At 70.3% G+C, this 26155-nt stretch carries 20 protein-coding genes; 5 read left to right on the top strand and 15 right to left on the bottom strand.

What is annotated here, in order from left to right:
- Window positions 1-7: 7 nt before the first annotated feature.
- Together ACFYRY_RS11930 and ACFYRY_RS11925 are read right to left on the bottom strand one after the other, a co-directional pair.
- The gene (locus ACFYRY_RS11930) at window positions 8-1666 is read right to left on the bottom strand and encodes a SpoIIE family protein phosphatase (protein WP_389142846.1); all 1659 of its coding nucleotides are present in this window, start codon (window positions 1664-1666) and stop codon (window positions 8-10) included.
- Window positions 1667-1874: 208 nt separating this feature from the next.
- Window positions 1875-3623: a glycoside hydrolase family 13 protein gene (locus ACFYRY_RS11925; RefSeq protein ID WP_389143736.1), complete on the bottom strand. Its 1749-nt coding sequence runs from the start codon at window positions 3621-3623 to the stop codon at window positions 1875-1877.
- Between the two features lie 300 nt (window positions 3624-3923).
- Between ACFYRY_RS11925 and ACFYRY_RS11920 the strand changes: the two genes are divergently transcribed.
- Window positions 3924-4868: a phosphatase PAP2 family protein gene (locus ACFYRY_RS11920; protein ID WP_389142844.1), complete on the top strand. Its 945-nt coding sequence runs from the start codon at window positions 3924-3926 to the stop codon at window positions 4866-4868.
- Between the two features lie 35 nt (window positions 4869-4903).
- Here the strand turns inward: ACFYRY_RS11920 and ACFYRY_RS11915 are convergent, their stop codons facing one another.
- Window positions 4904-7906: a bifunctional [glutamine synthetase] adenylyltransferase/[glutamine synthetase]-adenylyl-L-tyrosine phosphorylase gene (locus ACFYRY_RS11915; RefSeq protein ID WP_389142841.1), complete on the bottom strand. Its 3003-nt coding sequence runs from the start codon at window positions 7904-7906 to the stop codon at window positions 4904-4906.
- 159 nt (window positions 7907-8065) lie between these two features.
- Here ACFYRY_RS11915 and ACFYRY_RS11910 point away from each other — a divergent pair, with 159 nt between their 5' ends.
- Together ACFYRY_RS11910 and ACFYRY_RS11905 are read left to right on the top strand one after the other, a co-directional pair.
- A complete protein-coding gene (locus ACFYRY_RS11910) occupies window positions 8066-8668 on the top strand; it encodes a pyridoxamine 5'-phosphate oxidase family protein (protein ID WP_389142838.1) in 603 nt (200 codons plus the stop codon).
- Between the two features lie 45 nt (window positions 8669-8713).
- Complete coding sequence (locus tag ACFYRY_RS11905; protein ID WP_389142835.1) at window positions 8714-9154, top strand: VOC family protein; 441 nt, start codon at window positions 8714-8716, stop codon at window positions 9152-9154.
- Window positions 9155-9272: 118 nt separating this feature from the next.
- On the opposite strand, the gene ACFYRY_RS11900 is transcribed toward ACFYRY_RS11905, so the two are convergent.
- Window positions 9273-11327: an NAD(+) synthase gene (locus ACFYRY_RS11900; RefSeq protein WP_389142832.1), complete on the bottom strand. Its 2055-nt coding sequence runs from the start codon at window positions 11325-11327 to the stop codon at window positions 9273-9275.
- A gap of 159 nt (window positions 11328-11486) precedes the next feature.
- On the opposite strand from ACFYRY_RS11900, the gene ACFYRY_RS11895 reads away from it, so the two are divergent.
- Window positions 11487-11888 carry a hypothetical protein gene (locus tag ACFYRY_RS11895; protein WP_389142829.1) on the top strand — a complete coding sequence of 134 codons (402 nt, stop codon included), beginning with the start codon at window positions 11487-11489 and terminating at the stop codon, window positions 11886-11888.
- A gap of 66 nt (window positions 11889-11954) precedes the next feature.
- Here the strand turns inward: ACFYRY_RS11895 and ACFYRY_RS11890 are convergent, their stop codons facing one another.
- The 3 genes from ACFYRY_RS11890 to ACFYRY_RS11880 all read right to left on the bottom strand — a co-directional run bounded on the left by ACFYRY_RS11890 (window position 11955) and on the right by ACFYRY_RS11880 (window position 15378).
- Window positions 11955-13895, bottom strand: coding sequence for a protease pro-enzyme activation domain-containing protein (locus tag ACFYRY_RS11890; RefSeq protein ID WP_389142827.1), 1941 nt, complete (start codon window positions 13893-13895; stop codon window positions 11955-11957).
- A gap of 173 nt (window positions 13896-14068) precedes the next feature.
- The gene (locus tag ACFYRY_RS11885; RefSeq protein ID WP_389142824.1) at window positions 14069-14671 is read right to left on the bottom strand and encodes a DUF305 domain-containing protein; all 603 of its coding nucleotides are present in this window, start codon (window positions 14669-14671) and stop codon (window positions 14069-14071) included.
- Between the two features lie 11 nt (window positions 14672-14682).
- Complete coding sequence (locus ACFYRY_RS11880) at window positions 14683-15378, bottom strand: DUF3105 domain-containing protein (RefSeq protein WP_389142821.1); 696 nt, start codon at window positions 15376-15378, stop codon at window positions 14683-14685.
- 340 nt (window positions 15379-15718) lie between these two features.
- Between ACFYRY_RS11880 and glnA the strand changes: the two genes are divergently transcribed.
- Window positions 15719-17080, top strand: coding sequence for a type I glutamate--ammonia ligase (gene glnA / locus ACFYRY_RS11875; RefSeq protein WP_389142818.1), 1362 nt, complete (start codon window positions 15719-15721; stop codon window positions 17078-17080).
- Window positions 17081-17155: 75 nt separating this feature from the next.
- Here the strand turns inward: glnA and ACFYRY_RS11870 are convergent, their stop codons facing one another.
- The 8 genes from ACFYRY_RS11870 to ACFYRY_RS11835 form a co-directional block, all read right to left on the bottom strand.
- A complete protein-coding gene (locus tag ACFYRY_RS11870) occupies window positions 17156-18424 on the bottom strand; it encodes a tyrosine-type recombinase/integrase (protein ID WP_389142815.1) in 1269 nt (422 codons plus the stop codon).
- A gap of 77 nt (window positions 18425-18501) precedes the next feature.
- Complete coding sequence (locus ACFYRY_RS11865; RefSeq protein ID WP_389142813.1) at window positions 18502-18744, bottom strand: helix-turn-helix transcriptional regulator; 243 nt, start codon at window positions 18742-18744, stop codon at window positions 18502-18504.
- A 452-nt stretch (window positions 18745-19196) separates the two neighbouring features.
- Entirely contained in the window at window positions 19197-20669 is a 1473-nt protein-coding gene (locus ACFYRY_RS11860; RefSeq protein ID WP_389142810.1) for an ATP-binding protein, read from the bottom strand.
- A gap of 2 nt (window positions 20670-20671) precedes the next feature.
- A complete protein-coding gene (locus ACFYRY_RS11855; protein WP_389142807.1) occupies window positions 20672-21526 on the bottom strand; it encodes a bifunctional DNA primase/polymerase in 855 nt (284 codons plus the stop codon).
- An 89-nt stretch (window positions 21527-21615) separates the two neighbouring features.
- Window positions 21616-22890: a DNA cytosine methyltransferase gene (locus tag ACFYRY_RS11850; RefSeq protein ID WP_389142804.1), complete on the bottom strand. Its 1275-nt coding sequence runs from the start codon at window positions 22888-22890 to the stop codon at window positions 21616-21618.
- Between the two features lie 89 nt (window positions 22891-22979).
- Window positions 22980-23306 (bottom strand): hypothetical protein, encoded by a 327-nt coding sequence (locus tag ACFYRY_RS11845; RefSeq protein ID WP_389142801.1) that lies wholly within the window; start codon window positions 23304-23306, stop codon window positions 22980-22982.
- Window positions 23307-23325: 19 nt separating this feature from the next.
- Window positions 23326-23784, bottom strand: a complete 459-nt coding sequence (locus tag ACFYRY_RS11840) for a hypothetical protein (RefSeq protein WP_389142798.1) — start codon at window positions 23782-23784, stop codon at window positions 23326-23328.
- 204 nt (window positions 23785-23988) lie between these two features.
- The gene (locus ACFYRY_RS11835) at window positions 23989-26106 is read right to left on the bottom strand and encodes an FtsK/SpoIIIE domain-containing protein (RefSeq protein WP_389142796.1); all 2118 of its coding nucleotides are present in this window, start codon (window positions 26104-26106) and stop codon (window positions 23989-23991) included.
- Window positions 26107-26155 lie beyond the last annotated feature (49 nt).

Here is a 26155-nt window from a genome sequence, read left to right as displayed (position 1 = left end):
TCCTGTTCTACGGCGGCGACCCGCCCAGCCTAGTGCTGTGGCCCTGATCCCTCAGTTGCAGCGCCAGCATGGCGATGTCGTCATCGCGGTCGTGACCGAAGCAGGCCAGCAGGGTGTCGCACAGGGCGGCCGGGCCTGGCAGGGCGCCGCAGGCGGCCGAGCGGAGGTGTTCCATCGAGACCTCCAGGTCGATGCCCCGGGTCTCGATCAGACCGTCGGTGACCATGAGGAGCCGGTCGGTGGACTCGAGGAACAGCTCGGTGGGCGGCGGGTGGGGCAGGCCCAGGCCGAGCAGCGGACCCGAGGCCTTGACGTAGTCGGCGCTGCCGGTGTCCCCGATGATCAGCGGTGGGATGTGGCCCGCGTTGGCGATACGGGTGCGTCCGGTGCCGGGGTCGATCAGGGCCAGGCAGACGGTGGCCGTGACGTCGGCGTGGTAGTGCTGGAGCATCCGGTCGAGGCGCTCGGCGAGGACCGCGGGGTCGCTCTCGTCGACGCAGTAGGCGCGCAGCGCGTGCCGGATCTCGACCATGACGGTGGCCGCCTCCAGGGAGTGCCCGACGACGTCGCCGACCGCTGCGAGCACACCCTCGGGGGTACGCAGCGCGGCGTAGAAGTCGCCGCCGATCTCGGTGTCCCGGGACGCGGGCACATAGCGGACCACGACGTCGACGCCGGGCAGCTCGGGCAGCCGGTGCGGCTGGGGCAGGAAGCTGTGCTGGAGGGTGAGGGCGACGTGCCGCTCGACCTGGTACATCAGCAGCGGTTCGGCGGCGAGCGCGGTGGCCTGGGCGAGCCGCGCCAGCAGGGCCTCGGCCTCGGGTCCCGCCCGGCGCAGTCCGCGGGTCGGCACGGCCAGGCACACCGGGGACTTTCCGTCCTGGGTGAGGACCAGCGCCAGCCGGGCGTCGTGCTGCACGCCGGGCCGGAAGAACCCGGCGGGCCACAGCGGTGCGGGCACCGTGGTGATCTGCACCCCGGCCTGGCCCCGGGCCAGCCGCCGCAGCAGACCGGACACGGTCAAGTGGGCGCTCTCGTCCGGCAGCGCGACCGAGGTGCGGTCCCGGGAGTGGCCCCAGTGCAGCTCGTCGTCCTGGTCGAGGACGAAGACGGCGGCGGGAGCGCCGATGAGGCGCGCGGTGCCCTCGGCGGCGGCGTCGGCGAGTTCCTGCGGGGAACGCGCGGCCTGGATGGTGACGATCGTCTCCGCGAGCAACGTCAGCCGCCGTACCAGCGCCAGGTCGTCGGCCCGCAGTCGCGCGCCGCGCGCCGCTCCCCGGACCGCCGCCTCGATCTCCTCGGGCTCGGCGGGCACCGTCAGATACGCCTCGGTGCCCTCGTCCAGCCCCTGGCAGCGATGGCCCGGAGTGACCGCGAGGGCGGAGAAGTGCACGACCGGCAGCCGGGCCGTGTGGGGGCGTTCCTTGAGCAGGCGGCACAGTTCGAAGCCGCTCATGTCGGGCAGGTTCACGTCGATCAGGGCCACCTCGGGCAGGGTCCCCTTGCGCAGCCGTGCGTCGAGTTCGCTGAGCGCCTCGCCACCGGTGGCGACCGGGACGACCCGGTGACCGGCGCGGCTCAGCATGGCGGCCATGGCGTACCGGCTGTCCGCCACGTCGTCCACAACCAGGACGGTCGTACCTGTCCGCTTGCCGTCGACATCCATTTGCCAGCCTTTGGACACACCGGTGGGGCAGACCGGAATCAAGGCCTGCCCCACCACGGTAATGCCCTTGTCAGGAAATCGGGGAGAATACGGCCACGGTCCGCCCCGGAACGGTGAACTCGCCCGACGCCATGACGTCAGCGGGTGGGTTGATCGGGGTCAGCGCGTGGTTGGTGCGGTTGGTGCGGGGACTTTCGGACGGGCGGCGTCAGGCCCGCGTCCACCACACCGTCGTGTCGGCCGGCAGCTTCGCCTCGCCGTCCGTCTCGGCCACTTCGCCGCTGGCGAGGAGCAGACGACCGTAGGCCGGGATGGTCACCGACTCGCCGCCGGTGTGGGTGACGCAGACGAAGTCGCCGCGGCGGAAGGCCAGCGTGCCCTCGGGGGACTTGAGCCACTCCACGCGGTCGCCCGCGCCGAGGTCGGGGTGCGCGTGGCGGGCGGCGAGGGCGGCCCGGTACAGCTCCAGGGTGGAGCCGGCGACACCGGTCTGCGCGTCGACGCTGAGTTCGCCCCAGCCGGACGGCTGCGGCAGCCAGCTGCCTCCGTCGCCGAAGCCGTACGACGATCCCGTGCGGGTCCACGGGATCGGCACCCGGCAGCCGTCCCGGAAGCCGTCCTGGCCGGCGCCGCGGAAGTAGGCCGGGTCCTGACGGACCTCGTCCGGCAGGTCGACGACGTCCGGGAGGCCGAGTTCCTCGCCCTGGTAGACGTACGCCGAACCGGGCAGCGCCAGCATGAGCAGGGTGGCGGCGCGCGCCCGGCGCAGGCCCAGGTCGCGGTCGCCGGCGGTACGGATCTGGGTGCCGAGGCCGGGCGGGTTGGCGAAGCGGGTGGCGTGGCGGGTGACGTCGTGGTTGGACAGGACCCAGGTGGCGGGGGCGCCCACCGGGCGCATGGCCTCCAGGGTCCGGTCGACGACCTGGCGCAGCTCGGTCGCGTCCCACTCCGTGGTCAGGTACTGGAAGTTGAACGCCTGGTGGAGTTCGTCGGGGCGGACGTAGTGGGCGGTGCGCTCGACCGTCGGGGTCCAGGCCTCGGCCACGAAGATCCGCCCGCCCGTCACCCGCCCCCGCCCTTCCGAGGAAGGCCCTTCGGGCCCTGTTTCCTTGCCCGCGTACTCGTCGAGCACGAGCCGCCACTGACGGTAGACCTCGTGCACGCCGTCCTGGTCGAAGAACGGCATGACGTCGCTGCCCAGCAGTTTCACCTGGTCGCGGGTTCCCAGGTCGGGGAGGCCCGCCGCCTTCACCAGGCCGTGGGCCACGTCGATGCGGAAGCCGTCGACGCCCATGTCGAGCCAGAAACGCAGGATGGAGCGGAACTCGTCGCCGACGGCCGGGTGGTCCCAGTTGAAGTCGGGCTGCTCGGGGGCGAAGAGGTGCAGGTACCACTCCCCCGCGGTGCCGTCCGGTTCGGTGACCCGGGTCCACGCGGGGCCGCCGAAGACCGACTCCCAGTCGTTGGGCGGGAGCGCGCCGCCCGCGCCCTTGCCGGGGCGGAAGTGGTAGCGCTCCCGCAGGGGTGAGCCGGGGCCCTCGGCGACCGCGCGCTTGAACCACTCGTGCTGGTCGGAGGAGTGGTTGGGGACCAGGTCGACGATGATCCGCAGGCCCAGCCCGTGCGCGTCGCGGATCAGCGCGTCGGCGTCCAGGAGGGTGCCGAACATGGGGTCCACGGCCCGGTAGTCGGCGACGTCGTATCCGGCGTCGGCCTGCGGGGAGGCGTAGAAGGGGCTGAGCCAGACGGCGTCCACGCCGAGGTCGCGCAGATACGGCAGTCGGGTGCGGACGCCCTCCAGGTCGCCCATGCCGTCGCCGTTGCTGTCGGCGAAACTGCGCGGATAGACCTGGTAGATCACCGCGTCCCGCCACCAGTCGCGGCGCCCAGCGACGGTGGCGACAGCTGCTTCGCGAAAGGAGGTGGGGGCGTGGTCGGCGGAGTGCTGCTGGCTCATGACGTCCTTGGTGCGTGATGGGGTTTCGGTCATCGAGTCTTGTGTGTGGACGGGTCTGTGTCCACGGCGGCGGGTGATCAGGTGGTCGCGGGGTCCGCGGAGGTCCGGTGAAGACGACCAGTATCGCCAGCAGCAGGATGCCGTAGGCAGGGCCCACGCTGCGAAGTCACACCGCTGCTGTCCGAAGCCGAGGTCTTGATGCGTCGCGGTCCCGCGCGCGCCGGGCAACGCGGAGGTGCGCCCCGGACCCGACCGAGGGATGATCGATGGGACATGGCTTTTCTGGCAAACTCTGCGCCTATGGGCGAGACGACTGTTACGACACAGGATGGCCGCGAAGCGTCCGTTCCGTCCCCGGTCGCGGCGAAAACGGAGCATGGCTCCCGACGTCGTCCGCGCACCCCGCGTCGGCCCCGCCTCTGGTTCGAGATCCTGCTGGTCGCGGTGAGTTACTGGACGTACTCACAGATCCGCAACGCGGTCCCGGAGCAGCGGGCCGGGGCGTTGCGCAACGCCGACTGGATCTGGAGGGTCGAGCACGACGTCGGCCTCGCCTTCGAGCAGTCGGTCAACCATGCGGTGAACTCGGTGACCTGGCTCATCGTGAGCATGAACTACTACTACGCGACGCTGCACTTCGTGGTGACGCTGGTGGTGCTGGTCTGGCTGTACCGCAGTCATCCCGGCCGCTACGCCGCGGCCCGTCTCGTGCTCTTCTCGACCACCGGGGTCGCCCTGGTGGGTTACTACCTGTATCCGCTGGCCCCGCCGCGCCTGATGAACGGCACCCACTTCATCGACACCGTCATGGTCCACCAGACCTGGGGGTCGATGGCCTCCGGTGATCTGAAGCACATGTCGAACCAGTACGCCGCGATGCCGTCGATGCACATCGGGTGGTCCGTGTGGTGCGGTCTGACGATCTTCGCGCTGGCGTCGGTGCCGTGGGTGCGGGTGCTGGGCATGCTGTACCCGGCTCTCACGCTGGTGGTCATCGTCGCCACCGCCAACCACTTCTGGCTCGACGCGGTGGGCGGTCTGCTGTGCCTGGCCTTCGGCTTCATGGTGGCGCGGCTCTGGTACGGCGCCCTGCCGTACGCGCTGCCGCGCCGGGTCCCGGAGACCGGGAACGGCAAGAAGCGGAAGGGCAGGAACGGCAAGAAGGGGACGGGGCAGCAGGGGACGGGGTCCGGGGATGGAGAAAGGGAGGGCGCGGACCGCCCCTTGCTGGCGAACCGGGTGTAGGTGCCATCCGCGCGGAGGCGTCGGCCGGCGTCGGCTCAGCCGCCGTAGAACAGCTCCTCGACCACGCCCCGGGCCCGGCGTGCCGTCCGCCGGTAGTCGTCCAGCATGTCCCCCACGTGCCCCGGGCCGTACCCGAGGTAGCGACCCACGGCGGCCAGTTCGCGGGGCTCCGACGGGAAGGTGTCGCCGGCCCGCCCCCGCACCAGCATCACCGCGTTGCGCACCCGGGTCGCCAGCACCCACGCCTCGTCGAGGGTCGCGGCGTCCTCCGTCGTGAGGAGGTCGGCGGTGCGGGCGGCGGTGAGGGCGGCCCGGGTGCGGGTGGTCCGCAGCCCGGGCACCTGTGCCGCGTGCCGCATCTGCAGCAGTTGCACGGTCCACTCGACGTCGGACAGCCCGCCGGGCCCGAGCTTGGTGTGCAGTTTGGGGTCGGCACCCCGCGGCACCCGTTCCGACTCCATGCGTGCCTTCAGCCGCCGGATCTCGCGTACGGCGTCGTCGGCCGGCCCTGCCGCCGGGTACCGCAGCGGATCGATCAGCTCGATGAAACGGCGCCCCAGCTCCTCGTCCCCGGCGACGTGCTCGGCCCGCAGCAGGGACTGCGCCTCCCAGACCAGCGCCCAGCGCCGGTAGTACGCCTCGTAGGACTTGAGTGTGCGGACCAGCGGCCCGGACTTGCCCTCCGGTCGCAGGTCCGCGTCGATCAGCAGCGGCGGGTCGGCGCTGGGGATCTGCAACAGCCGGCGCATCTCGGAGACGACCTTGTTGGCCGCCTGGGAGGCCTCGCGTTCCTCGACGCCCTCGCGGGGCTCGTGGACGAACAGCACGTCGGCGTCGGAGCCGTAACCCAGTTCGTGGCCGCCGAAGCGGCCCACACCGATGATCGCGAACCGGGTGGGCAGGGTGTCCCCCCAGTTGTCCCGCACCACCGCGCGCAGGGTACCCGCGAGGGTGGCCGCGGTCAGGTCGGACACCGCACCGCCGACCCGGTCCACGAGGGCGCCCTGGTCGGCCTCGGCCTGCTGGGCCTCGGTGCCGTAGGTGGCGACGATGTCCGTGGCGGTCGTACGGAACAGTTCGCGGCGGCGGACCCCGCGGGCGGCCGTGACCGCCTGTACGGCTCCGTCCGCGCGGCCGACCGCGGCGAGGATCTCCTGCTCCAGGTGGGCCCGCCCACGCGGTTCGAGGCCGCCGCCCCCGCCGTCGCCGTCGCCGAGCAGGGCGACCGCCTCGGGCGCGCGCAGCAGCAGGTCCGGGGCGAGCCGGCCGGCGGACAGCACGCGCGCCAGGTTCTCCGCCGCCGCGCCCTCGTCCCGCAGCAGCCGCAGGTACCAGGGTGTCTTGCCCAACGCGTCCGACACCTTGCGGAAGTTGAGCAGTCCCGCGTCCGGGTCGGCGGAGTCGGCGAACCACCCCAGCAGCACCGGCAGCAGCGTGCGCTGGATGGCGGCCTTGCGGGTCACGCCGGAGGCCAGCGCCTCCAGGTGCCGCAGTGCCGCCGCCGGGTCCGCGTACCCGAGGGCGACCAGCCGCTCCCGTGCCGCCTCGGGGCTCAACCTGGCCTCACCGGGGGCGAGTTGGGCGACCGCGTCCAGCAACGGACGGTAGAACAGCTTCTCGTGCAGTCGGCGTACGACGCCGGCGTGCCGTTTCCACTCGCGGGTCAGCTCGGTCACCGGGTCGGCGCGCAGACCCAGCGAACGGCCCAGCCGCCGCAGGTCGGCCTCGTCCTCGGGGACGAGGTGGGTGCGCCGCAGCCGGTAGAGCTGGATGCGGTGCTCCATGGACCGCAGGAAGCGGTAGGCGTCGTCGAGTTGCAGGGCGTCCGAGCGGCCGACGTACCCGCCGGTCGCGAGCGCCTGGAGCGCCTTCAGGGTGGTGCCGCTGCGAACGGCGGCGTCGGCCCGCCCGTGCACCAACTGGAGGAGCTGCACGGCGAACTCGACGTCCCTGAGACCCCCCGGGCCGAGCTTCAGCTCGCGTTCGATCTCGGCGACGGGGATGTTCTCGACCACCCGGCGGCGCATCTTCTGCACGTCGGGGACGAAGTTCTCCCGCTCGGCCGCCTTCCAGACGAGGGGTTCGACGGCGGCGACGTACGCCTCGCCGAGTTCGATGTCGCCGGCCACCGGGCGGGCCTTGAGCAGGGCCTGGAACTCCCAGGTCTTGGCCCAGCGCTGGTAGTAGGCGAGGTGGCTGGAGAGCGTGCGCACCAGCGGGCCGTTCCTGCCCTCGGGGCGGAGGTTCGCGTCGACCGGCCAGATGGATCCCTCGACGGTGGTCTCGGAGCAGATCCGCATCATGTGCGAGGCGAGCTTGGTGGCGGACCTGACGGCCTTGCCCTCGTCGGCGCCCTCGACCGCCTCGCCGACGAAGATGACGTCGACGTCGGAGACGTAGTTCAGTTCATGGCCGCCGCACTTGCCCATCGCGATCACCGCGAGCCGGCACCGCGCGGCGTCCTCCGGCGCGGCGGCGCGGGCCAGGGCCAGGGCGGCGCGCAGGGTCGCGGTGGCCAGGTCGGCGAGCTCGGCCGCGGTCTGGGAGAGATCGATGGTGCCGCAGACGTCCCGGGCGGCGATCGACAGCAGGCAGCGCCGGTAGGCGACGCGCAGGGCGACCGGGTCGGTGGCCTCCGCGAGGTCGCGTTCGAACTCCTCCACCCCGGGGTGCAGGTCGTGCGGCTCGTACATGAAGAGGGTGTGCCAGTCGTGCGGGTGCCGGGCCAGGTGGTCGGCGAGCGCGGCGGACGAGCCGAGCACACCGAGCAGCCGGTCGCGCAGCGGCTTGGCCGCTATCACCGTGTCGAGCAGTTCACGCCGGGCGGTGGGGTCGGGCTGCGCCTCCAGCAGTCGTACGAGGCCGTGCAGCGCGAGATCGGGGTCGGCGGTCGCGCCCAGCGCCTCCAGCAGGACCGGATCGCGACTGATGGGTGCGAGCTCGACGCTGTCGAGCAAGCGTTCGGCGGCGGAGGGATCGGTGAAACCGTGCCGCAGCAGCCGCGTGAAGGTACTGCTCCTGCGCCCCGGCGCCGCCATCCCGGCCTCCTGTCCGATCAAGGTCCTACCCGCCCGAGCCTAACCGGAGAGGTGGCGACAAGCGCCGGGGTGTCCCCGGATGGGTTGTGACAGCTCGGCGGGTCTGTACCGGGGTGGTCGGGGAATGCCTGGGGTGAGAGATGTCTGGAGGGCCGACTGATGACGGACAAGGACACGGGGACGGGCGCCGGTGCCGGTGCCAGTGAGGAGACGGGTGTGGGTGTGGGTCCGGGTGCGGGTACGGGTACGGACGCCGGGCGGACCCCCGTGTCCCGGCTCGATCCGCGCTACAGCGACGAGACGGCCGTCGCGATCCCCTGGCCGGACGCCGAGGCGTTGCTGGCCTCGGCCGAGCTGTTCTGGATCTCGACGGTACGGCCGGACGGGCGACCGCATGTGACACCGCTGCCCGCGGTCTGGGCGCACGGCGCGCTGCACTTCTGCACCGGGCCGGACGAACGCAAGGCGAAAAACCTCGCACACAACCCGAACGTCGTGCTGACGACCGGCACGAGCATCTGGGACAAGGGCTACGACCTGGTGGTGGAGGGCGAGGCGGTGCGGGTGTCGGACGACGGCCGGCTGCGGGAGCTGGCCGCCGCGTGGCGGACCAAGTACGGCGACTTCTGGCACTTCGAGGTACGAGAGGGATATTTCCACCACGGTCCCGGACACGCCGTCGTCTATGCGGTGGCGCCCCACACGGTTTTCGGCTTCGGTAAGGGGGAGCCGTTCAGCCAGACGCGGTGGCGGTTCACCTGACGCATCGATCACCCCTTCCGTGTACGGCTGCCTGGAGGACCCGCGATGGAGTTCACGCTCGAAGTGATCCCGCTGCCCGTGACCGACATCGACCGAGCCCGGGACTTCTACCGGGACCGGGTCGGCTTCCACGTGGACGTCGACCAGGAGGTCATGCCGGGCATGCGGATCGTCCAGCTGACGCCTCCGGGCTCCGGCTGTTCGATCGCCCTCGGTGACACCGTCTGGGAACTGGCGAAGGGCCCGAAACCGGCGCCCGGCTCCTACCAGGGCCTCCAGCTGTGCGTGGCCGACATCAAGGCCGCCCGTGCCGAACTGGTCGAGCGCGGCCTGGAGGTCTCCGAGCCGGTGCGGTACTCGCCCGACGACGGTGCGACGTTCATGTACTTCCAGGACCCGGACGGCAACGGCTGGTCGATCCAGGAGTACCGGCACCGCGCGACCGACCCGCTGCACAAGGTGCTGGCCGATCTGGCGGACCGCTAGCCGGACCAGGGGGCGCGAGGACCGCGCCCCCTGCGGTCAGGCGAACGCCTGCGGCGTCGCGCGGTTGATCAGCGCCCCGCCGTCGGCCTGGCAGGCCCCCGCGGCGCCCGCTGAGCCGTCAGCCCTCCGTCTCCGGCAGGTCGAAGCGGGCCAGGTCGCGCAGCCAGGCGCGGGCCGTGCTGTCGGACGGTGCGCGCCAGTCTCCGCGCGGGGAGAGCGAACCGCCGGCCGAGACCTTCGGCCCGTTCGGCATGGCGGACCGCTTGAACTGCGCGAACGCGAAGAAGCGACGGCAGAACACGTCCAGCCAGTGCCGGATCTGAGGCAGGTCGTACGCCACCCGCTTGGCCTCCGGGAAGTTCGGCGGCCAGGCGCCGGCCTCCGTGTCGTGCCAGGCGTGCCAGGCCAGGAAGGCGATCTTCGACGGCCTGAAGCCGTAGCGCAGCACGTGGAAGAGGGTGAAGTCGTGCAGCGCGTACGGGCCGATCTTGGACTCGGTGGACTGCATCTCCTCGCCCGGTACGAGTTCCGGGCTGATCTCGGTGTCGAGGATCGCGGCGAGCGTCTTCCCGGTCTCCTCGTCGAACTGGCCGCTGCCGATGACCCAGCGGATCAGGTGCTGCATCAGGGTCTTCGGCACGCCCGAGTTGACGTTGTAGTGGCTCATCTGGTCGCCCACGCCGTACGTGGACCAGCCGAGCGCCAGCTCCGACAGGTCACCGGTCCCGAGCACGATGCCGCCGCGCTGGTTGGCGAGCCGGAACAGGTAGTCGGTGCGCAGTCCGGCCTGCACGTTCTCGAAGGTGACGTCGTACACCGGCTCGCCGGAGGCGAACGGGTGGTCCATCTCCTTCAGCATCAGCCGTGCGGTCGGCGTGATGTCCAGCTCGGCCGCGGTGACGCCGAGGGAACGCATCAGCTTGTGGGCGTTGTCCTTGGTGTGGTCGCTGGTGGCGAAGCCAGGCAGGGTGAAGGCCAGGATGTCGGTGCGCGGACGGCCGGCGCGGTCCATCGCCTGGGCGGCGACGATCAACGCGTGCGTGGAGTCCAGGCCGCCGGACACCCCGATGACCACCTTCGGGCCGCCGATCGCGGCGAGCCGCTGCTGCAGTCCGGCGACCTGGATGTTGTACGCCTCGTAACAGTCCAGGGCGAGCCGGTCGGGGTCGGCGGGCACGAACGGGAACCGTTCGAGGCGGCGGCGCAGCCCCAGGTCGGAGGCCGGCGGGTCGAGTTCGAAGGACACGGTCCGGAAGTCCCCGGTCCGTGCGGCGTGCGTGCGGCGGTTGTCGTCGAACGTGCCCATCCGCGTCCGCTCCTGCCGCAGCAGGTCGAGGTCCACGTCGGCCACCGCGTACTGGTCGCCCATCGGGAAGCGGTCGGACTCCGCCAGCAGGGCCCCGTTCTCGTAGATCAGGGTCTGCCCGTCCCAGGACAGGTCGGTGGTCGACTCGCCGAGGCCGGCCGCCGAGTAGACGTACGCGGCGAGGCAGCGGGAGGACGCCGAGCGGCACAGCAGCTTGCGGTCCTCGGCCCGGCCGACCGTGATCGGGCTGCCGGAGAGGTTGACGAGGACGGTCGCGCCGGCCAGGGCGGCCTCGGCGCTCGGCGGCACCGGGATCCACATGTCCTCGCAGACCTCCGCGTGCAGCACCAGGCCGGGGACGTCCGCCGCCTCGAAGAGCAGGTCCACGCCGAACGGCACGGTCTCACCGCCGACCCGGATCGTCCCGCCCCGCTCGTCGTCGCCCGCGGCGATCTGCCGGCGCTCGTAGAACTCCCGGTAGTTCGGGGGGTACGACTTGGGCACGACGCCGAGGACCCGGCCTCGGTGCACGAGCACCGCGCAGTTGTAGACCCGGTTGCGGTGACGCAGCGGGGCGCCGACGACCAGGACCGGCAGCAGGTCCGCCGACCCTTCGACCACGGTCCGGACCGCCTGCTCGACCTCGTCCAGCAGCGCGTCCTGAAGCAGCAGGTCCTCGATCGAGTAGCCGCACAGGCCCAGCTCGGGGAAGACGGCGACCGCGACCCCGTCCTGAGCGCACTCGCGCGCCTGGCGCAGGACCGCTTCGGCGTTGGCCCGCGGGTCCGCGATGACGGTGTGGCCCGTGCACGCGGCGATGCGGGCGAAGCCGTGCTGATAGATGGACCAGAAGTTCGACTGAGGCACGGGGGCCAGTGTAATCGTCAGAGCGACGCGATGGGGGGCGGGGCCCGTGCCGCGTACCGGCACACGGTGATGGCGCGATCATGACATGGGCGTAAGCTGAATTGTCTTCTTCGGGACGTTCCGTCCGATCGCCGCAGTCTCACGCCAGCGGGAGGCGCCGTGCAACGCAAGGCTGTCGCAGCCCTGGACCGTCGCACGTCGGAGTGGGGCTGGTTCCTGGCCTGGCTCGCGGTCGGCGGGTGTGTCGCCCTCGGGCTGGCCGCACTGCTGTCCGTGGGGCTGGTTCTGATCGCCCTGGGAGTCCTGGCCGCCGTGTTCCTGCTGCGGAAGGGGCACCGGAACACCGCCGTCGGGGGCGTCACCGGCCTGTCGCTGCCTCTCTTCTACCTCGCCTACCTGAACCGCGGCGGCCCGGGGACGGTGTGCCGGGCGACGGCCACAGGGGAGACCTGCACCGACGAGTACGCCCCGGTGCCGTTCCTGATCGCCGGTGCGCTGCTCTTCGCTGCCGGATTCCTGGTCTTCCTGATGGTTGACCGTCGGCACAGAGGAACCGGCTGACTCCGGCACACGCGTGCGCCCGCCCCTCCGGACGAGGAGGAGCGGGCGCACGGTGCTCGGAAGACGTCAGTGCCGCGTGTACGACTCGACGTAGCCGTTCGCGGGCGTACCCACGCCGGTGACGTCGTCGTAGCCCTTCACGGCCTTGAGCGAGCTGTCCGCGCCGAGGGTGCGGACGGAGGTGAGCAGGCCCTCGGACGCGTCGAAGCTGTTGGCGTAGTCGACGCGGGCCACCGCGAGGCCGGAGCCCGTGGGGTTGTCCGTGACGTCGTGGTACGCCTTCGTGCCGTACTTCGCGTAGATCGACGGGTTGGCGAAACCGATCGCCTTGCCGCCGCGTGCCTGCTGGGCGAGCGCCTGGACCGCCGCGATCACCGGCGAGGCCAGCGAGGTGCCGCCGATGCGGTACTCGCTGTACTTCTCCGACCCGTCCGGGAAGGTCTGCGTCTGGCCGACCTTGAAGCCGGTGTTCGGGTCGGCGATCGCCGCGATGTCCGGGACGACGCGGTTGCCGGCGGCGTTGTTGGCCGTGGCGAGCGCGTTCGGGACGACACCCTTCTGGTAGAAGGGCTCGGCGACCGTCTTGCTGGTGCCGCCGCCCGCGCCCGAGGTGAACGCGCCGGGGAAGCCCGTCCAGCTCTTGCCGTCCGCGGACAGCAAGGCCTTCTCGGTGCCCCAGCCGGTCTCCCACAGGTACTTGTCGCCCTTGCCGACCGCCAGCGAGGTACCGCCGACCGCCGTCACCCACGCCGAGTTGGCCGGGGTGTCGACCTGCTTGGTCCCGGTGTTGGCGACCTCGTCGCCGTTGTCGCCGGAGGAGAAGTAGAAGCCGATGCCCTGGACCGCGCCCAGCTGGAAGACCTGGTCGTAGGCGGCCGCGAGGTCCGGCGTCTGGTTGGCCTCGATGTCGCCCCAGGAGTTGGTGACGATGTCGGCCAGGTGCTTGTCGACGACCTTGCCCAGCGAGTCGAGCAGGTCGTCGTCACCGCAGGAGGCGGCGCCGACGTACGTGATGTTCGCGGCGGGCGCGACCGCGTGCACGGCCTCGACGTCGAGGGTCTCCTCGCCGTACCAGCCGGAGGCGTCGCAGGCCTCGGTGTTCGTGTACTTCTTGGGCAGGACCTGACGCAGCTGGCTGCTGGTGTAGGCCGCGTCGCCGTGCTTGCTCGCGTAGGTGGCCGCGTCGTAGGCGATGGTCGGCGAGGCGTACGCGTCGGTGATGGCGACCCGCACGCCCTTGCCGGTGTAGCTGCCCGCGCCGTACGCGGCGCGCAGCTGCTTGCCGGTGTAGCCCTGGACCGCGTAGGGGACCTTCCCGCCGTAGGCGTCCGGCAGGGTGCTCGCGGTGTTCGAGCCGTAGTACGACGAGAACGGTCCGGAGTTCTTGAACACGGCGGCGGGCGACGGCAGTTGGTCGGAATGCCGCGCCACGTGCGGTGCGTTGTCCAGACCGGTGACGGTGAGGACGGCGCCGTTCAGGCTGTCCGGCGCGGAGGCCGTCTTGGCCGGCGCGCGGTAGGTCTTGGAACCCTTGGCGTAGTTGTGCAGCTGGGTGCCGAAGGCCTTCTCGGCGGCTGCGACGTCACCGGAGACGGTGAGGTAGTGCGGGGTGACCCCGGTGACCTTCAGACCGGCCGCCGTCAGCCACGCCCTGACCGCGGCGACCTGCGCCTTGGTCGCCCCGAACTGGACCTGCGCCTGATGGGCGCTCAGGTACTGGCCGTACGACGCCGAGGTCGGGTCGGACACGGCCTTCGCGTACTCGGCGAGTCCGGCGGCGTCGCGGCCGGCGAGGTAGACCCGGGCGGTGACCTGGGAGGCGTCCGCGGTGGCGCCCTTGTCGGCCTTGGCGGTGGCCCAGGCGGGCTTGGTGCCCGCGAGCAGGTCCCGGCCCGGGTTGTCGGCGGCGTGCGCCGCGGGTATGCCGAGCGCCAGCGCACCGGCGAGCATGGGCAGTGTCGCTGCCATGCTCATCCCGGCGCGCACCTTGGCGCGGTTGGATCTCATGGAACCCCCTGTGCGGTTCGACGCGAGTAGATCACTCGACGGTGGCCACTCTCGCGACGAACCGTTCATGCCAGGGGAATGCCAGGGCCAAGAAGGCCCCAAGTAACCTAATGACATGGCCATTTGAGGGTTAACCCGCGACCGGACCGCGACGGGGACCGAGGGTTAACCCTTCACGGACGGGCTTTCGCGCCCCGCTCCTTCAACATGCCCGCCATCAGGTCGATCTCCGACTGCTGCGCGTCCACCATGCCCTGCGCGAGTCGTTTCTCCACCCCGACCGTGCACTTGTCCACGCAGCCCTCGGCCATGTGGATGCCGCCCTTGTGGTGGTCCGTCATCAACTGGAGGTAGAGAACCACGGCCTGCTTGCCGCTCAGCTTGTTCAGCTGCTTCAGCTCGCTGTTGGTCGCCATGCCCGGCATCAGCGCCCCGTCCTTGCCGGTGGCCATGTCCCCCATGCCCATCCAGGTCATCGGCGGGTCGGCGGACACCTTCGGCAGACCCCACAGGTCGAGCCAGCCCAGCAGCATGCCGCGCTGGTTGGCCTGCGTCTGCGCGATGTCGTACGCGAGCCGGCGCACCTCCTCGTCGTCGGTGCGGTCACGCACGATGTACGACATCTCGACGGCCTGCTGGTGGTGCACCGCCATGTCCCGGGCGAACCCGGCGTCGGCGGACTCGGCGGCGGGAACGCTGTCCGAACTCCCGTCCTCGGCGACGGCGTAGCTGATGGCGCCCGCCGCGACCAGCACCCCGGCCACGGCGACGGCCACTGAGGCGAACCTCACTGCGGCAGACCCCCCGTGCACGCGGCGCCCGGCTCCGGCGTCTGCTCACCCTGCACGAACTTCTCGAAGAACTTGTCGACGTTCGGGTCGTCGGCACTGGTCACCGTGCGCTGGTGCCCCCACGCGGTCAGCATGATCGGGTCCTTCTGCTGGTCGTCCGGGCTCATCAGCGTGTACGGCGTCTTCTTCACCTTCGCCGCCAGCGCGTCCACGTCCGCCTTCGAGGCCTTGCTGGTGTACGTCACCCACACCGCGCCGTGCTCCAGGGAGTGCACGGCGTTCATGTTGTTGAGGTCCTTGGTGTAGACGTCGCCGTTGCAGTTCATCCAGACCTGGTTGTGGTCGCCGCCGACCGGGGGCTCCATCGGGTACTTCACCGTCTTGGCGACGTGGGTGCGGCCCAGCGTCCCCTTCCACGTCTTCACACCGTCCGAGCCCGTGACGAAGTGACCCTTGCCCTTCCCGTCGGCGGTCGTGCTGCCGCCGTCGTCGGACTGCGACTGCACGAGGACGACCGTCCCCACCACGAGACCCACGACCACCACGACGCTCGCGGCGATGACCAGGACGCGGTTGCGCCGCTCCCGGCTCTGCTCGGCGCGCCGCATCTCCTCTATGCGCGCCTTGCGCGCCGTGCCACTGCCGTCTTTGGCACTGCCGTCTTTGGCGCTGCTGTTCTTGGCGGAGCCCATGGGATGTCCTTCTGGGGGAAGAGGGGCCGGTCGGTCAGCTGATCGTAATAGGGAGGGAAAGGGCTCTCGTGGCGAGGGCGCGGGATTGGCCGTGACGGCTCGGGAATGGCCGAAGAAGAAGCTTGCGGATCCCGGCATTACGGATGCGGGTGCGAACAGGCAAGATGGGCAGCGGAGCAGTACACCTGCCGTATGGGAGGCGTTCGCACCGAGGTCGATTCCCCGATCATGGTGCGCAATGCGCACGAAACGCGGTTGTGGTGGGATGCTCAGGTGCCCGACCGCCTCCCGTTGGACCGGAAAACAGGCGGCCTGACCAGCAAGGATGGGAAAGCGGAAGATGGACAAGCAGCAGGAGTTCGTGCTCCGGACGTTGGAGGAGCGCGACATCCGGTTCGTACGCCTGTGGTTCACGGACGTGCTGGGCTTCCTCAAGTCCGTCGCCGTGGCCCCGGCCGAACTCGAACAGGCCTTCGATGAGGGCATCGGTTTCGACGGCTCCGCGATCGAGGGCTTCGCCCGGGTCTACGAGTCCGACATGATCGCCAAGCCGGACCCCTCGACCTTCCAGGTCCTGCCCTGGCGCGCGGAGGCACCCGGCACCGCCCGGATGTTCTGCGACATCCTCATGCCGGACGGCTCGCCGTCCTTCGCGGACCCGCGGTACGTGCTCAAGCGCGCCCTGGCCCGCACCTCCGACCTGGGCTTCACTTTCTACACCCACCCGGAGATCGAGTTCTTCCTGCTGAAGGACCGCCCGCTGGACGGCTCCCGCCCGACACCGGCCGACAACTCGGGTTACTTCGACCACACCCCGCAGAACATCGGCATGGACTTCCGCCGTCAGGCGATCACCATGCTGGAGTCCATGGGCATCTCGGTCGAGTTCTCCCATCACGAGGGTGCCCCCGGCCAGCAGGAGATCGACCTCCGCTACGCCGACGCGCTCTCCACGGCGGACAACATCATGACGTTCCGCCTGGTCATGAAGCAGGTGGCGCTGGAGCAGGGGGTCCAGGCGACCTTCATGCCGAAGCCGTTCTCCGAGCACCCGGGCTCCGGCATGCACACTCACCTGTCACTGTTCGAGGGTGACCGCAACGCGTTCTACGAGTCGGGCTCGGAGTACCAGCTCTCGAAGGTCGGACGCTCCTTCATCGCCGGTCTGCTCCGGCACGCGGCGGAGATCTCGGCCGTCACCAACCAGTGGGTGAACTCCTACAAGCGCATCTGGGGCGGCACCGAGCGCACCGCGGGCGCCGGCGGCGAGGCCCCCTCGTACATCTGCTGGGGCCACAACAACCGCTCCGCCCTGGTCCGGGTCCCGATGTACAAGCCCGGCAAGACCGGTTCGGCCCGCATCGAGGTCCGTTCCATCGACTCCGGCGCCAACCCTTACCTGTCGTACGCGGTGCTCCTGGCCGCCGGCCTGAAGGGCATCGAGGAGGGCTACGAACTTCCTCCGGGCGCCGAGGACGACGTCTGGGCCCTCTCCGACGCCGAGCGCCGCGCGATGGGCATCGAGCCGCTGCCGCAGAACCTGGGCGAGGCCCTGAACCTGATGGAACGCAGCGACCTGGTCGCCGAGACCCTCGGCGAGCACGTCTTCGACTTCTTCCTGCGCAACAAGCGCCAGGAGTGGGAGGAGTACCGGAGCGAGGTCACCGCGTTCGAGCTGCGGAAGAACCTTCCGGCGCTGTAGGCGCAGGTCAGAGCGGGTTTCCCGCTGGAACGACGCGCGGGGCCGACGGTCGTGGACCGTCGGCCCCGTGGCGTTTCACTCCCCCTGGGCCGTCTCTGGGCCGTCCGGCCCCGGATCGGTGCCCTCGTACAGGCCGTCCACTGCCTTGCGGGCCCGTGCGTCGCTACTCGGCATGAGGTGTGTGTAGACCCGGAGCGTGAACCCCGGATCGTTGTGCCCGAGGTAGGCACTCAGCGCCTTGACGTTCTCGCCGGCGTCCAGCAGGACGGACGCGTAGAAGTGCCTGAGGGCGTGCATGCCGTGTTCGCGGGCGGCCTGGTGACGCTCCCCTGGCTTCGGCTCGGGGATGACGCCGGCGGCGACAAGGGCGGGTTTCCATGCCCGGGTGTTGAAGTCGGTTCGCCGGACGGCGCCCGCTCCGTCGAGGCGGGTGAACACGAGCTGCTTCGTGACGGGCGGACCATCTGGTCCTAGCCAGGGAAGAGTGACGTCTACCGGCGGGAAGTCCTCCATGTGCTGCTTGAGGACCTGAGCCACACAGTCCGGCAAGGGAACGTCGCGTTCCTTGTTCCGCTTGGGAGGGGCGAACACGAGATGGCCCCTGGCCACCTTCACCTGATTGGCGACGTGCAGCCATCCCGAGTCGAACCCGATGTCATCGACGGGAAGCCCGAAGATCTCGCCTTGACGGAGCCCGCAACCGCCTCCGAGGTCGACTGTCGCGCGGAAGCGCTCCGGGAGGGCCGCGCGCATGGCGAAGGTACGCTCTGCGTTCCACGGCACAATGCGGCCCGTCCCGGGGGCAGGGGGACGAACAGACTGCGCGTGGCAAGGGTTCTTCGACAGGTGACCGTCATCGACGGCGGCGTTGAGGACCGTCGATACGTTGTTGTAGATCACCCGCCGGTACGACGACGCGGGTACGGCGGACTCCAGCTTGCTCAACCAGTCCCGGATGTGTTCCGGCTTGAAGGAACCGAGTGGGCGCGGCCCGAGGTAAGGGATCGCGTGACCCCTGAGGGATGATTCGACGGACTCCCGGGTCGTCATGGCGGTGGTCTGCGTGCTCAGCCACTTTTCCGCGTACTGCCCGAACGTCACGCGACTGGCGGCGGGGTCGACGTACTGGCCGCGTGACATGTCGGCCTCGATGTTCGTGAGCCACTTCTCAGCGAGGCGCTTCTGTCCGTCAGGGAAGCTCTTGCTCTTCTCGGTGCCGTCGGGCCCGATGTAGCGGGCCCGGTAGCGCAGGCCCGTGCCGTGGCGGTCGCTCTTGACGCGGACGGTCTTGCCGTCGGAGTCGGTCTCAGTCTTGAACCAGCGGTCTTGGATGTGGCCTGCCATCAGGCAGAGGTCCTCTCTGGACATGCGGCAGGGAGAGCCGCGCGGGCGGCTCTCCCTGCTGTGTGGTGGCTGTTCGGTTAGGCGGCGTCGCGGTCGGCGTTCTTGCGGTCGGAGACGTAGGCATGCACGTCGGCGGGGTCGTAGCGAAGGTGCTTGCCGATGCGGAAGCCGGGCGGGCCAGTGCGCTTCTTGCGCCACTGGTAGACGGTTTCGAGGGGAACCTCGAAGATTTCGGCGATGTCGTCGGCGGTGAGGTAGCGGTCGGGGAGGCCGGCGCGGAGCGTGGCGCGCGGGTCCGGCTGTTCACGTGCGGTGCTCATGGCGTGCCCTTCGTGCGCGGGCCGGGGGTGCTTGGGGGCGTCGCGTGTGTCCGAGGTGGGGATTTCTGCGTCACCCGCGTCATCTGCGTAGCGCACGCTGCTGACCTGCGGGTTTGAGGTGACGCAGAGGGTTGGGCGTGCGTCATCGGTGACGCAGGCTGTCCGTCATCGGTGACGCAGGTGACGCAGGATGACGCAGAGATATGCCGTCTGCGTCACCCGTGTCTGCGCAGGTCACCCGCCGTTTTGTGGGGTCGGGTGACGCAGGTGACGCAGCGTTCCCCTACTTAAGAAAAAAGAGGGGCTGTCTGTGGTGGTGCAGTGCCGCTCAGAGAGTGAAGAAGGGGCCGCTTCGCGGCACGTCCCTGGGGCGCCGCGCGGCGGCGAACAGCAAGAGGAGCACCCGGGCGGGGCGTGCTCCTCTTGCTTGTGCGGGCGGTAGGCGGTGCCGGTCAGAACGCCCGTTCCTGCTCGTGTGAGGGCGGGGCGAGCCGGGTCATTTCGATGTAGCGGCCCTCTTTGGTGCGGCCGGAGTCGATGATCACACCCCGGGCGGCGAGGGTGGGCTGAAGACGCTTGAGCCGGTCGGAGAGGACTTTGCCCGTGGTCGGCCAGCCTTTGGGCAGCGCGCGCAGCTCCTCGCCCGCATAGAGGCGACTGAGGCAGTGCAGCCATTGCGTGGACGTCATCCGTTCTTCCGCGCCCGCCTCCATGCTCGCCGCGTGCTCAATGACGGTCTGCGCCAACAGGTCGCCCTCGATCACGTCGTCGTTCAGGTCATCGAGACTGGCCCGGTAGGCGCTGAGCGCTCCCAGGCCGGTGGCTGCGTCGAGTTGCGCGCACAGGTGCGCAAAGTCCGCCATCCGCAGGTCCGTGGGCGTCTCCGCTTCCACGGCACGGACCTTGACCGTGAGGTCCAGCAGGGAGCCGAGGACAACGGGCAGCACCTGCGCGTAGTCCGTCCACAGCTCATCCTCGGTACGCCGCACCCGGGGTCGCTCCAACCGCAGCGGCAGGAGCCGTTCGGCCAGGTCGGGCCGGATGACTCCCACGTCGATGCCGGTGAGGAGCAGGGGGCGGCGGTAGCCGACGCGGAACACGTCCCCGTCGGTGAACAGGGCCCGCTTCACGCTCTCGGCGCCGGTGACGATGCAGCACATGGCGTCGGACAGGTCCGGCGTCATGTGGGACAGGTTGTCCAGCGCGGTCACCCAACCGGCAGCCACGGCTGCGATCAGGTTTTCCTCATCCTTGGGCGCGCGGCGCAGGTCGCCGGTCATGCCCTCGATGATCCGCACGAGCATCCGCCCACCCGTGGACTTGCCCGCACCCTGCGGACCGGTGAGGAACGGCGCAGGGACGGGCACCGACGGCCCCAAGCAGCCGATGAGCCACGCGATGGCCAGGCACTCGGTCTCCGCGGTGGCGAAATTGCACAGCCTCAGCAGGAGATCGATGCCCTTGCCGTCGGTGTCCTTGACGGGCAGGGGAAGTTCCCCGGTGAGCTGCGTTCGCCGCCAGCACACTTCCCGCGGGTCCGGGGTGAGGATGTCCCATCCCGACGGGTGGATACGGACGGACTGCCCGTCATCGCGGCCCAGGTCCAGCCACGTCGCCCCGTCGAACCCCGGGGCAACCCGGATGTGGACGGGCTGCACGTCCTCCACCAGCGCGAGTGCTTCGATCAAGTCCAACGCCTCCTTGAGCGCGGTCCCGTTGAACACGCCGCACCCGTCCCTGAACAGGCCGACCATGAGTTCCTGCCGGTGACTTCCCGTGGTGCCCTGGGAACGGATCGGACGGGCCACGGGGTGGCCATTCTTCTGCGCGTATACGGTCCCGTCGGCGGTGCGGAAGTACCGGAAGTGCGCTTGCGCGTAGTCGGTGATGACTTCGCGGGCCGGGTTCTTGTCGTCGTCGGACATGGTCACAGTCCCAACGTGGTGCGGGCGTTGGTCCACGCGTCCGTGCAGTGCCGGACGCTTTCGCCCTTGGCCTGCGCGGCGGTGAACAGCCGGGTGACGTGGATGTCGGTGAGGCAGCCGCACCGGCCGTGCGTGGACAGCACCGCGAGGAACGCCCGGTAGACCGTCGCGTGCACCGCACTGCCGGCGTCGGTGATGCGCTGTTCCGCCATGGCAATGCCACGATCCAGGTAGGTGGGTGTGCGGTGCGGGCACGCCCCACCCTGCCCCCTCAGGGACACTGTGAGGCTCTGTGGCGCCCTGCGGGCGGGGGACGGTTCCTTTACTGCCAGCGCGCGCACCACGTCCGGGAGAACGGCCGTGGCACCCGCGCCGGGTCCGAGCCAACGGGCGTACGCCATAAGAGACTTGATGTCCACGCCGGGCCGGACCGCGTTCACGGACTGCATGACGCCCTGGTAGATCCAGTGTTCGCCCCGCGTCGTCGCCACGGTCCGCGTCACGGGCAGCGTGGCACGGGCCCACGCGATGGCCGCCGCATTGTCCAGGTCGACCACGGTCACCCCCGCCCCGCCGGGGTGGTAGGCCACCGCGGCAGCCGTGCGCCACGCGGTCGCCCACTGCGGAGAGTTCAGGGTGTGCAGGTCGGTGGTAGCAGCGGCCCACGCGTGGCAGGGGTACGGGCAGGCGCAGGGCCCGGGGGTCTTCATGTTCGGCCGGCCGCCGCACCTGTTCCGGGCGCAGGTACGGCAGTTCCCGAATGGGCCCTTCCCCGCTCGCAGCGGAAGCACGGGCACGCCGTGCGCGGCGAGTGTGAGCGCGGCGGGCACTCGCCGAATGTCGGTGGGATGGGTCATGCTGGATGCCTCCAACAGGTCTGTTGTGGACTGGTTGGCAAGGGCGGCCCCGGATCTTTGGCGAGACGAGGGGGCCGCCCTTGGCGTATTTAGGCGATGTCCAGGGCGAGCTGGGCCGGGGCTGTGGCGTCGAGTGCGGAGTCGGCGGCCAGCAGCGTGCGGTAGGCGAGGAATGCCTGATGGATGACGACGCCGTTGCCGAGGATTTTGAGCTGGTCGGAGCGGGAGAGACCCAGGTCTGTGCCGGTCACCCAGCCGGGATCGGCGCCCATCATCCATTCCACGAACGCCGGGGACAGTCGGCGGTTGCCCTTGGTGCCCGGCTCGGTCGGCTCCGGTGCGGGGCGTCCCAGTACCTGCTCCCAGCGGCGGATGGCGGGCCCGTAGTCGGTGCCGTTGGTCGCCACCCACTGTCCGTCCAGGCGGACGGCCTGGCCGGGGAGGTAGTAGTTGCCGGCCGTGTCGCGCTGATTGGGGCCACCGTGCGGTCCGTCGGACGCCTTGGGGGTGGCCAGCAGGTTGACCACCACCTCGTTGAGCGGGCGGGAGTTGGTCTCCAGCAGGTTGGAGGCGCCGGACTTCCAGTCACGCGCGGCGGGGGTGGGCAGCAAAGTGACGGCGGTACGCAGGTTCATGCCGCCCTGCCGTTTGGGGGAGGTGCCGGGGCCGCCGGTGCCGTCGGCGGCGGCGGGGGTGGGCAGCAGCCTCAGGTGTCCGTCGGGGGCAGCAAGAAGACCACTTCGTCCTCCAGCGTTGGCCCGTGCCCGCCGGCTTTGCGTTTGTCCGGGTGCTGGGGTCCGCCGTTGCGTCCGAGTTGGGAGGTGGGGGTTTTCAGCAGTGGGATAGGCGACGGCGAACCAGCGGTCGCGGCGGTGGCAGGCTCCGACTTCGGGATCTCCAGCGCGTAGGCACATCCATCGCGCGTCGTACCCGATCGCGGCCAGGTCGGCGGCGACGACGTCGAGTCCCCTACTGCGGAGGGCGGCGACGTTTTCCAGGAAGACGAGGCGGGGGCGAAGGTGGCGAATGGCTTGGGCGATGGTTTTCCAGAGTCCTGAGCGGTCACCGGCGATCCCTCCCCGAGGTCCGGCGTTGGAGATGTCCTGGCAGGGGAAACCAGCGGTGAGCGCCGCCGGGCGGGCCATCGTGGTGGCCAGTGCTGCGAAGTCGACCGCGGTGATGTCTCCCAGGTTGCGGGCGTGCGGCAGTCGGGCGGCCAGCAGCCGGGAGGCGGCCGGGTCCTTCTCGCCGACCAGGACGGTGGGCAGGCCAGTGACGGCTTCCACGGCCTGGTCCAGTGCAGCGGAGCCGGTGCAGAAGCTGACGTTGCCGCCGTCCTGCGCCGCGGCGGTGGGTTGGGTCATGCTGGATGCCTCCAACAGGTCTGTTGTGGACTGGTTGGCAAGGGCGGCCCCGGATCTTTGGCGAGACGAGGGGGCCGCCCTTGGCGTAGCTACTGGTCGTCGGTGGTGAGGCTGAGGGCGTACTGCTGGCGGACGTAGGCGCGCGGGTCGTCGGTGACGTCCGCTCGGTCGGTGTCGATCAGGTACAACGCGGCGGCCACGGCGGTTTCAGTGACGTCACCGGGGGTGTCGGGCTCGTCGAGCAGCGCGATGCGGTCCAGCAGCGCGGCCTTGCGCAGGTAGAAGTTCCGATCAAGCGCGGTGAAGCACTCCCGGGCGGCGATGGTGCGGGCCGTCCATCCGATCTCGTCGAGGATGCTGGGGGCGTCGGCGTACGCCTGCTCTGCTGTGGGCCAGGTGCTACGGGTCTCGAACATGGTTCTCCTGTCTGGTTGTTCAGCCGTGGAAGTGGTTGCGCTTGATGACGGCCTTGCGGATGTTGACCGTGGTCCCGCCGCTGTGGCCGCTCGCGCTGAAGATCTGTACGGCGATCCATCCGCCGAAGATGACGGCGGCGAGGGTGATCAGTTGCGTGATGAACGCGGTGAGGGCTGCGATGAACGACGTGAGCAGCAGCAGCCCGCCGCACACGGCAAGGAACCCGACCCCGCCCAACGCGACGTTGACCGCCGTACGCGAGACGGGCGGCTTGGCGGCGAGGGGTTCGGGCTGCACGGGGCTGATCGCGTAGCCGGTGACGACCTGTCCGTCGGGCAGGACGATGCTCGCCACGGACGGAACCGCACCCGGTTGCATGGGCACGAGCGGGGCCGCCTGCGGGTGGGTGATGGGGGTGGGCTGGTGGACGGTCACGGCCCGTTCGGCGGGCAGGTAACCGGAGTGCTCGGGGTACATGCGGAATCCCTTCCGGCAGTGGGTCAGGGAGGTTGCGGCACCCCCTTGGGGGTGCGCTGTGGAGGGGGTTTCAGGGGGTTGACCTGGGGTGCCTCCCTGCCTCCCTGAACGATCATTTGTGCAGGTCAGGTGGAGGGAGGCGGATCAGGGAGGGGTTCAGGGAGTTCTCCCTGTCTCCCTGACCCGCCACCGGTCGGCTCCCTGTCACTCAGCGGTGGAAGCGGAACCCTCGGTGTCGCGGTTGGCAAGGGCGCGGGCGAGCCGGTCACGGCCGACGACCATGACGCCGTCGGACTTGTACGGCTCGGCTCCGGTGCCGTCCAGGACGCGCTTGAGGTCGATGAACGACCAGCCGCCGTAGGCGTCCGCGTTGAGCGTGCCGAGCCGGGACAGTACGTCCTTCGTCCGCACCCGCTCCGCCGTGCCGACCACGGACGCGATATCCACGAGCGGGTCACGGTCCTGGTCGCGGTCGATGGCGTGCAGGGTGGTGACGCCGTCGCGCAGTGCCTTGGCGCGGTCGGTGATGGCTTCGGCCGAGTCGTCGTCGATGTAGTGCGTGCGCACGGTGATGGACGACTGTCCGGCGGGGATGTCGATCCCGGACGAGGCGACGACCAGGGTTCCCTGGTCCAGGCCGGGGCGCAGCAGGTTGGGGGCGGCGCCGCCGTCGACGGCCTTGTCCCCCAGGGCCATGCGGGCCTGCGATTCGGTGCCCAGGGCGAGGGAGGCGCGGGTGTGGGCGCCCTCGCGGACCAGCTTGGGAAGGTTCTCGTTCGTGGGGTCCTGGGTGCCCTGCCACATCAGGACGTTGACCGCACGTCCCTGGTTGTGGATCTTACGGACGGCCATGAAGTACCGGGAGTTGGCTTTGGCGCCGCCGTAGGGGCGCCTGTCCTCGTCCTTGGCCGGGCACATGAACGCGACCTGTGCCTCGTCGACCAGCACGATCAGTGCCGGGAAGACGGTGCCGGGCGGCGCCTGGATACGGCGGTTCATCTCGTCGACGGCGCCTTCCACCATCTCGATCACCTGGATCACGTGCTCATCCGTCGGCCCCTGGATCAGGGTGGTGGCCAGCCCGTCGAACATGGCCCAGTCGCCCACGCCCTTGAGGTCGCCCATGAGGAACTGCACCGACTTGTCGAGGGCGACCCACAGGGCGAGGGAGCGCAGGGCGACGGTCTTGCCCTGGTTGGACAGGCCCGTGATGAGCAGGTGGCGCTGGTAGAGGCTGAGGGCGGCGGCATCCCCGCGCAGGTCCTGCCCCCAGGGGGCGCGACCCTTGGCGTAGTCCGCGGTCAGCGTCTCGTCGGTGACCAGCGGCGAGGGGCCGATCGGCTCGTCAAGCGCTCCGGAGTCGGCGACCCACAGTCGCACCGTACGGGCGGCGGTCGGGATGGTGATGAACACCTCGTGCTCGTGCCGGGTCAGGTTCTCAGCGAGCTTGCGGCGCCGGTTCTGCACCTCGATCGTCGACACCCCCGAGGGAAGCGTGACGTCGACCTCGACACCGCACCCGGCGATCCGGATGGGACCGAGCATGGAGGCGCCGGCGTCGCCCATCTCCTTGATGGCGCCCCGCAGCGCGGGCACCCCGAGGTCACGCAGGGCCTTGACCACGATCGACGGGGTGATGGGCTCGCCCTCGCCGGAGCGGATGTTGTCGGGCAGGGCCCAGGCGGGGGCGGCTTGCTGCTTGCTGCCGACCGCCCACAGGGCGAGCAGCGCGAGGAACGGACCGATGGTGACCAGCGGTCCCCACACCACCTGAACGATCGTGATCATCAGGCGGATGAACTCGATCACCGCCATGACCGGGGTCACGACGTCCGTAACGTCCTTGTTCGCGATGGCCAGCACGACCCCGAGGGCGACCAGGGTCCCGATGCCCATGCCGGTGCCGACCAGTGCGCCCTTGGCCGCGTCGATCGGGGAGGTGAGCAGGTCCATACGGCGGCGGTGGCGTGCGTCGCGGAAGCGCTGCCCGCGCTCCTCCCACTCCGCGGCCACGTCGTAGTTCCCCGCGGCTTCCGCCGCACGGAGCATGCGCTCGTAACGGGCGGCGGTGCGGCCGTCCCAGGTGCGGCGGGCCACGATCCGGCCCCCGCCGACCACGTACAGGCCGTGGCGGGCCACGGTGCGGGCGGCGGTCGTGGTGCGCTCGTGCGTCACGGCGGTTTTGACGGCCCGTCCGGAGCGCACCCACAGCGGCACCACCGGCACCGCCGGGGCGTCCTCCACCACCGTCAACGTGGTCACCGACGCGTCCTGAACAGCAGGTTCAGGGTCCTTGTGGAGACGTACGACGTTCTCACTCATGCTGGAAGTTCTCCTGACTGCCCCGATCAGGGCGGGAGTTCGGGGAGGG

Source organism: Streptomyces sp. NPDC005263 (assembly GCF_042872365.1).
In the GTDB taxonomy this organism is placed as follows: Bacteria; Actinomycetota; Actinomycetes; order Streptomycetales; family Streptomycetaceae; genus Streptomyces.
Note: the sequence above shows the minus strand (reverse complement) of the source record. Positions and strands in the feature narration are given on the sequence as shown.

Coding starts and splice junctions, on each gene's coding strand:
- ACFYRY_RS11840 (WP_389142798.1), bottom strand. CDS start 23,784: ATGTACCCCGAGCACTCCGGTTACCTGCCCGCCGAACGGGCCGTGACC.
- ACFYRY_RS11870 (WP_389142815.1), bottom strand. CDS start 18,424: ATGGCAGGCCACATCCAAGACCGCTGGTTCAAGACTGAGACCGACTCC.
- ACFYRY_RS11905 (WP_389142835.1), top strand. CDS start 8,714: ATGGAGTTCACGCTCGAAGTGATCCCGCTGCCCGTGACCGACATCGAC.
- ACFYRY_RS11930 (WP_389142846.1), bottom strand. CDS start 1,666: ATGGATGTCGACGGCAAGCGGACAGGTACGACCGTCCTGGTTGTGGAC.
- ACFYRY_RS11865 (WP_389142813.1), bottom strand. CDS start 18,744: ATGAGCACCGCACGTGAACAGCCGGACCCGCGCGCCACGCTCCGCGCC.
- ACFYRY_RS11910 (WP_389142838.1), top strand. CDS start 8,066: ATGACGGACAAGGACACGGGGACGGGCGCCGGTGCCGGTGCCAGTGAG.
- ACFYRY_RS11890 (WP_389142827.1), bottom strand. CDS start 13,895: ATGAGATCCAACCGCGCCAAGGTGCGCGCCGGGATGAGCATGGCAGCG.
- ACFYRY_RS11845 (WP_389142801.1), bottom strand. CDS start 23,306: ATGTTCGAGACCCGTAGCACCTGGCCCACAGCAGAGCAGGCGTACGCC.
- glnA (WP_389142818.1), top strand. CDS start 15,719: ATGGACAAGCAGCAGGAGTTCGTGCTCCGGACGTTGGAGGAGCGCGAC.
- ACFYRY_RS11920 (WP_389142844.1), top strand. CDS start 3,924: ATGGGCGAGACGACTGTTACGACACAGGATGGCCGCGAAGCGTCCGTT.
- ACFYRY_RS11880 (WP_389142821.1), bottom strand. CDS start 15,378: ATGGGCTCCGCCAAGAACAGCAGCGCCAAAGACGGCAGTGCCAAAGAC.
- ACFYRY_RS11915 (WP_389142841.1), bottom strand. CDS start 7,906: ATGGCGGCGCCGGGGCGCAGGAGCAGTACCTTCACGCGGCTGCTGCGG.
- ACFYRY_RS11855 (WP_389142807.1), bottom strand. CDS start 21,526: ATGACCCATCCCACCGACATTCGGCGAGTGCCCGCCGCGCTCACACTC.
- ACFYRY_RS11925 (WP_389143736.1), bottom strand. CDS start 3,623: ATGAGCCAGCAGCACTCCGCCGACCACGCCCCCACCTCCTTTCGCGAA.
- ACFYRY_RS11860 (WP_389142810.1), bottom strand. CDS start 20,669: ATGTCCGACGACGACAAGAACCCGGCCCGCGAAGTCATCACCGACTAC.
- ACFYRY_RS11850 (WP_389142804.1), bottom strand. CDS start 22,890: ATGACCCAACCCACCGCCGCGGCGCAGGACGGCGGCAACGTCAGCTTC.
- ACFYRY_RS11835 (WP_389142796.1), bottom strand. CDS start 26,106: ATGAGTGAGAACGTCGTACGTCTCCACAAGGACCCTGAACCTGCTGTT.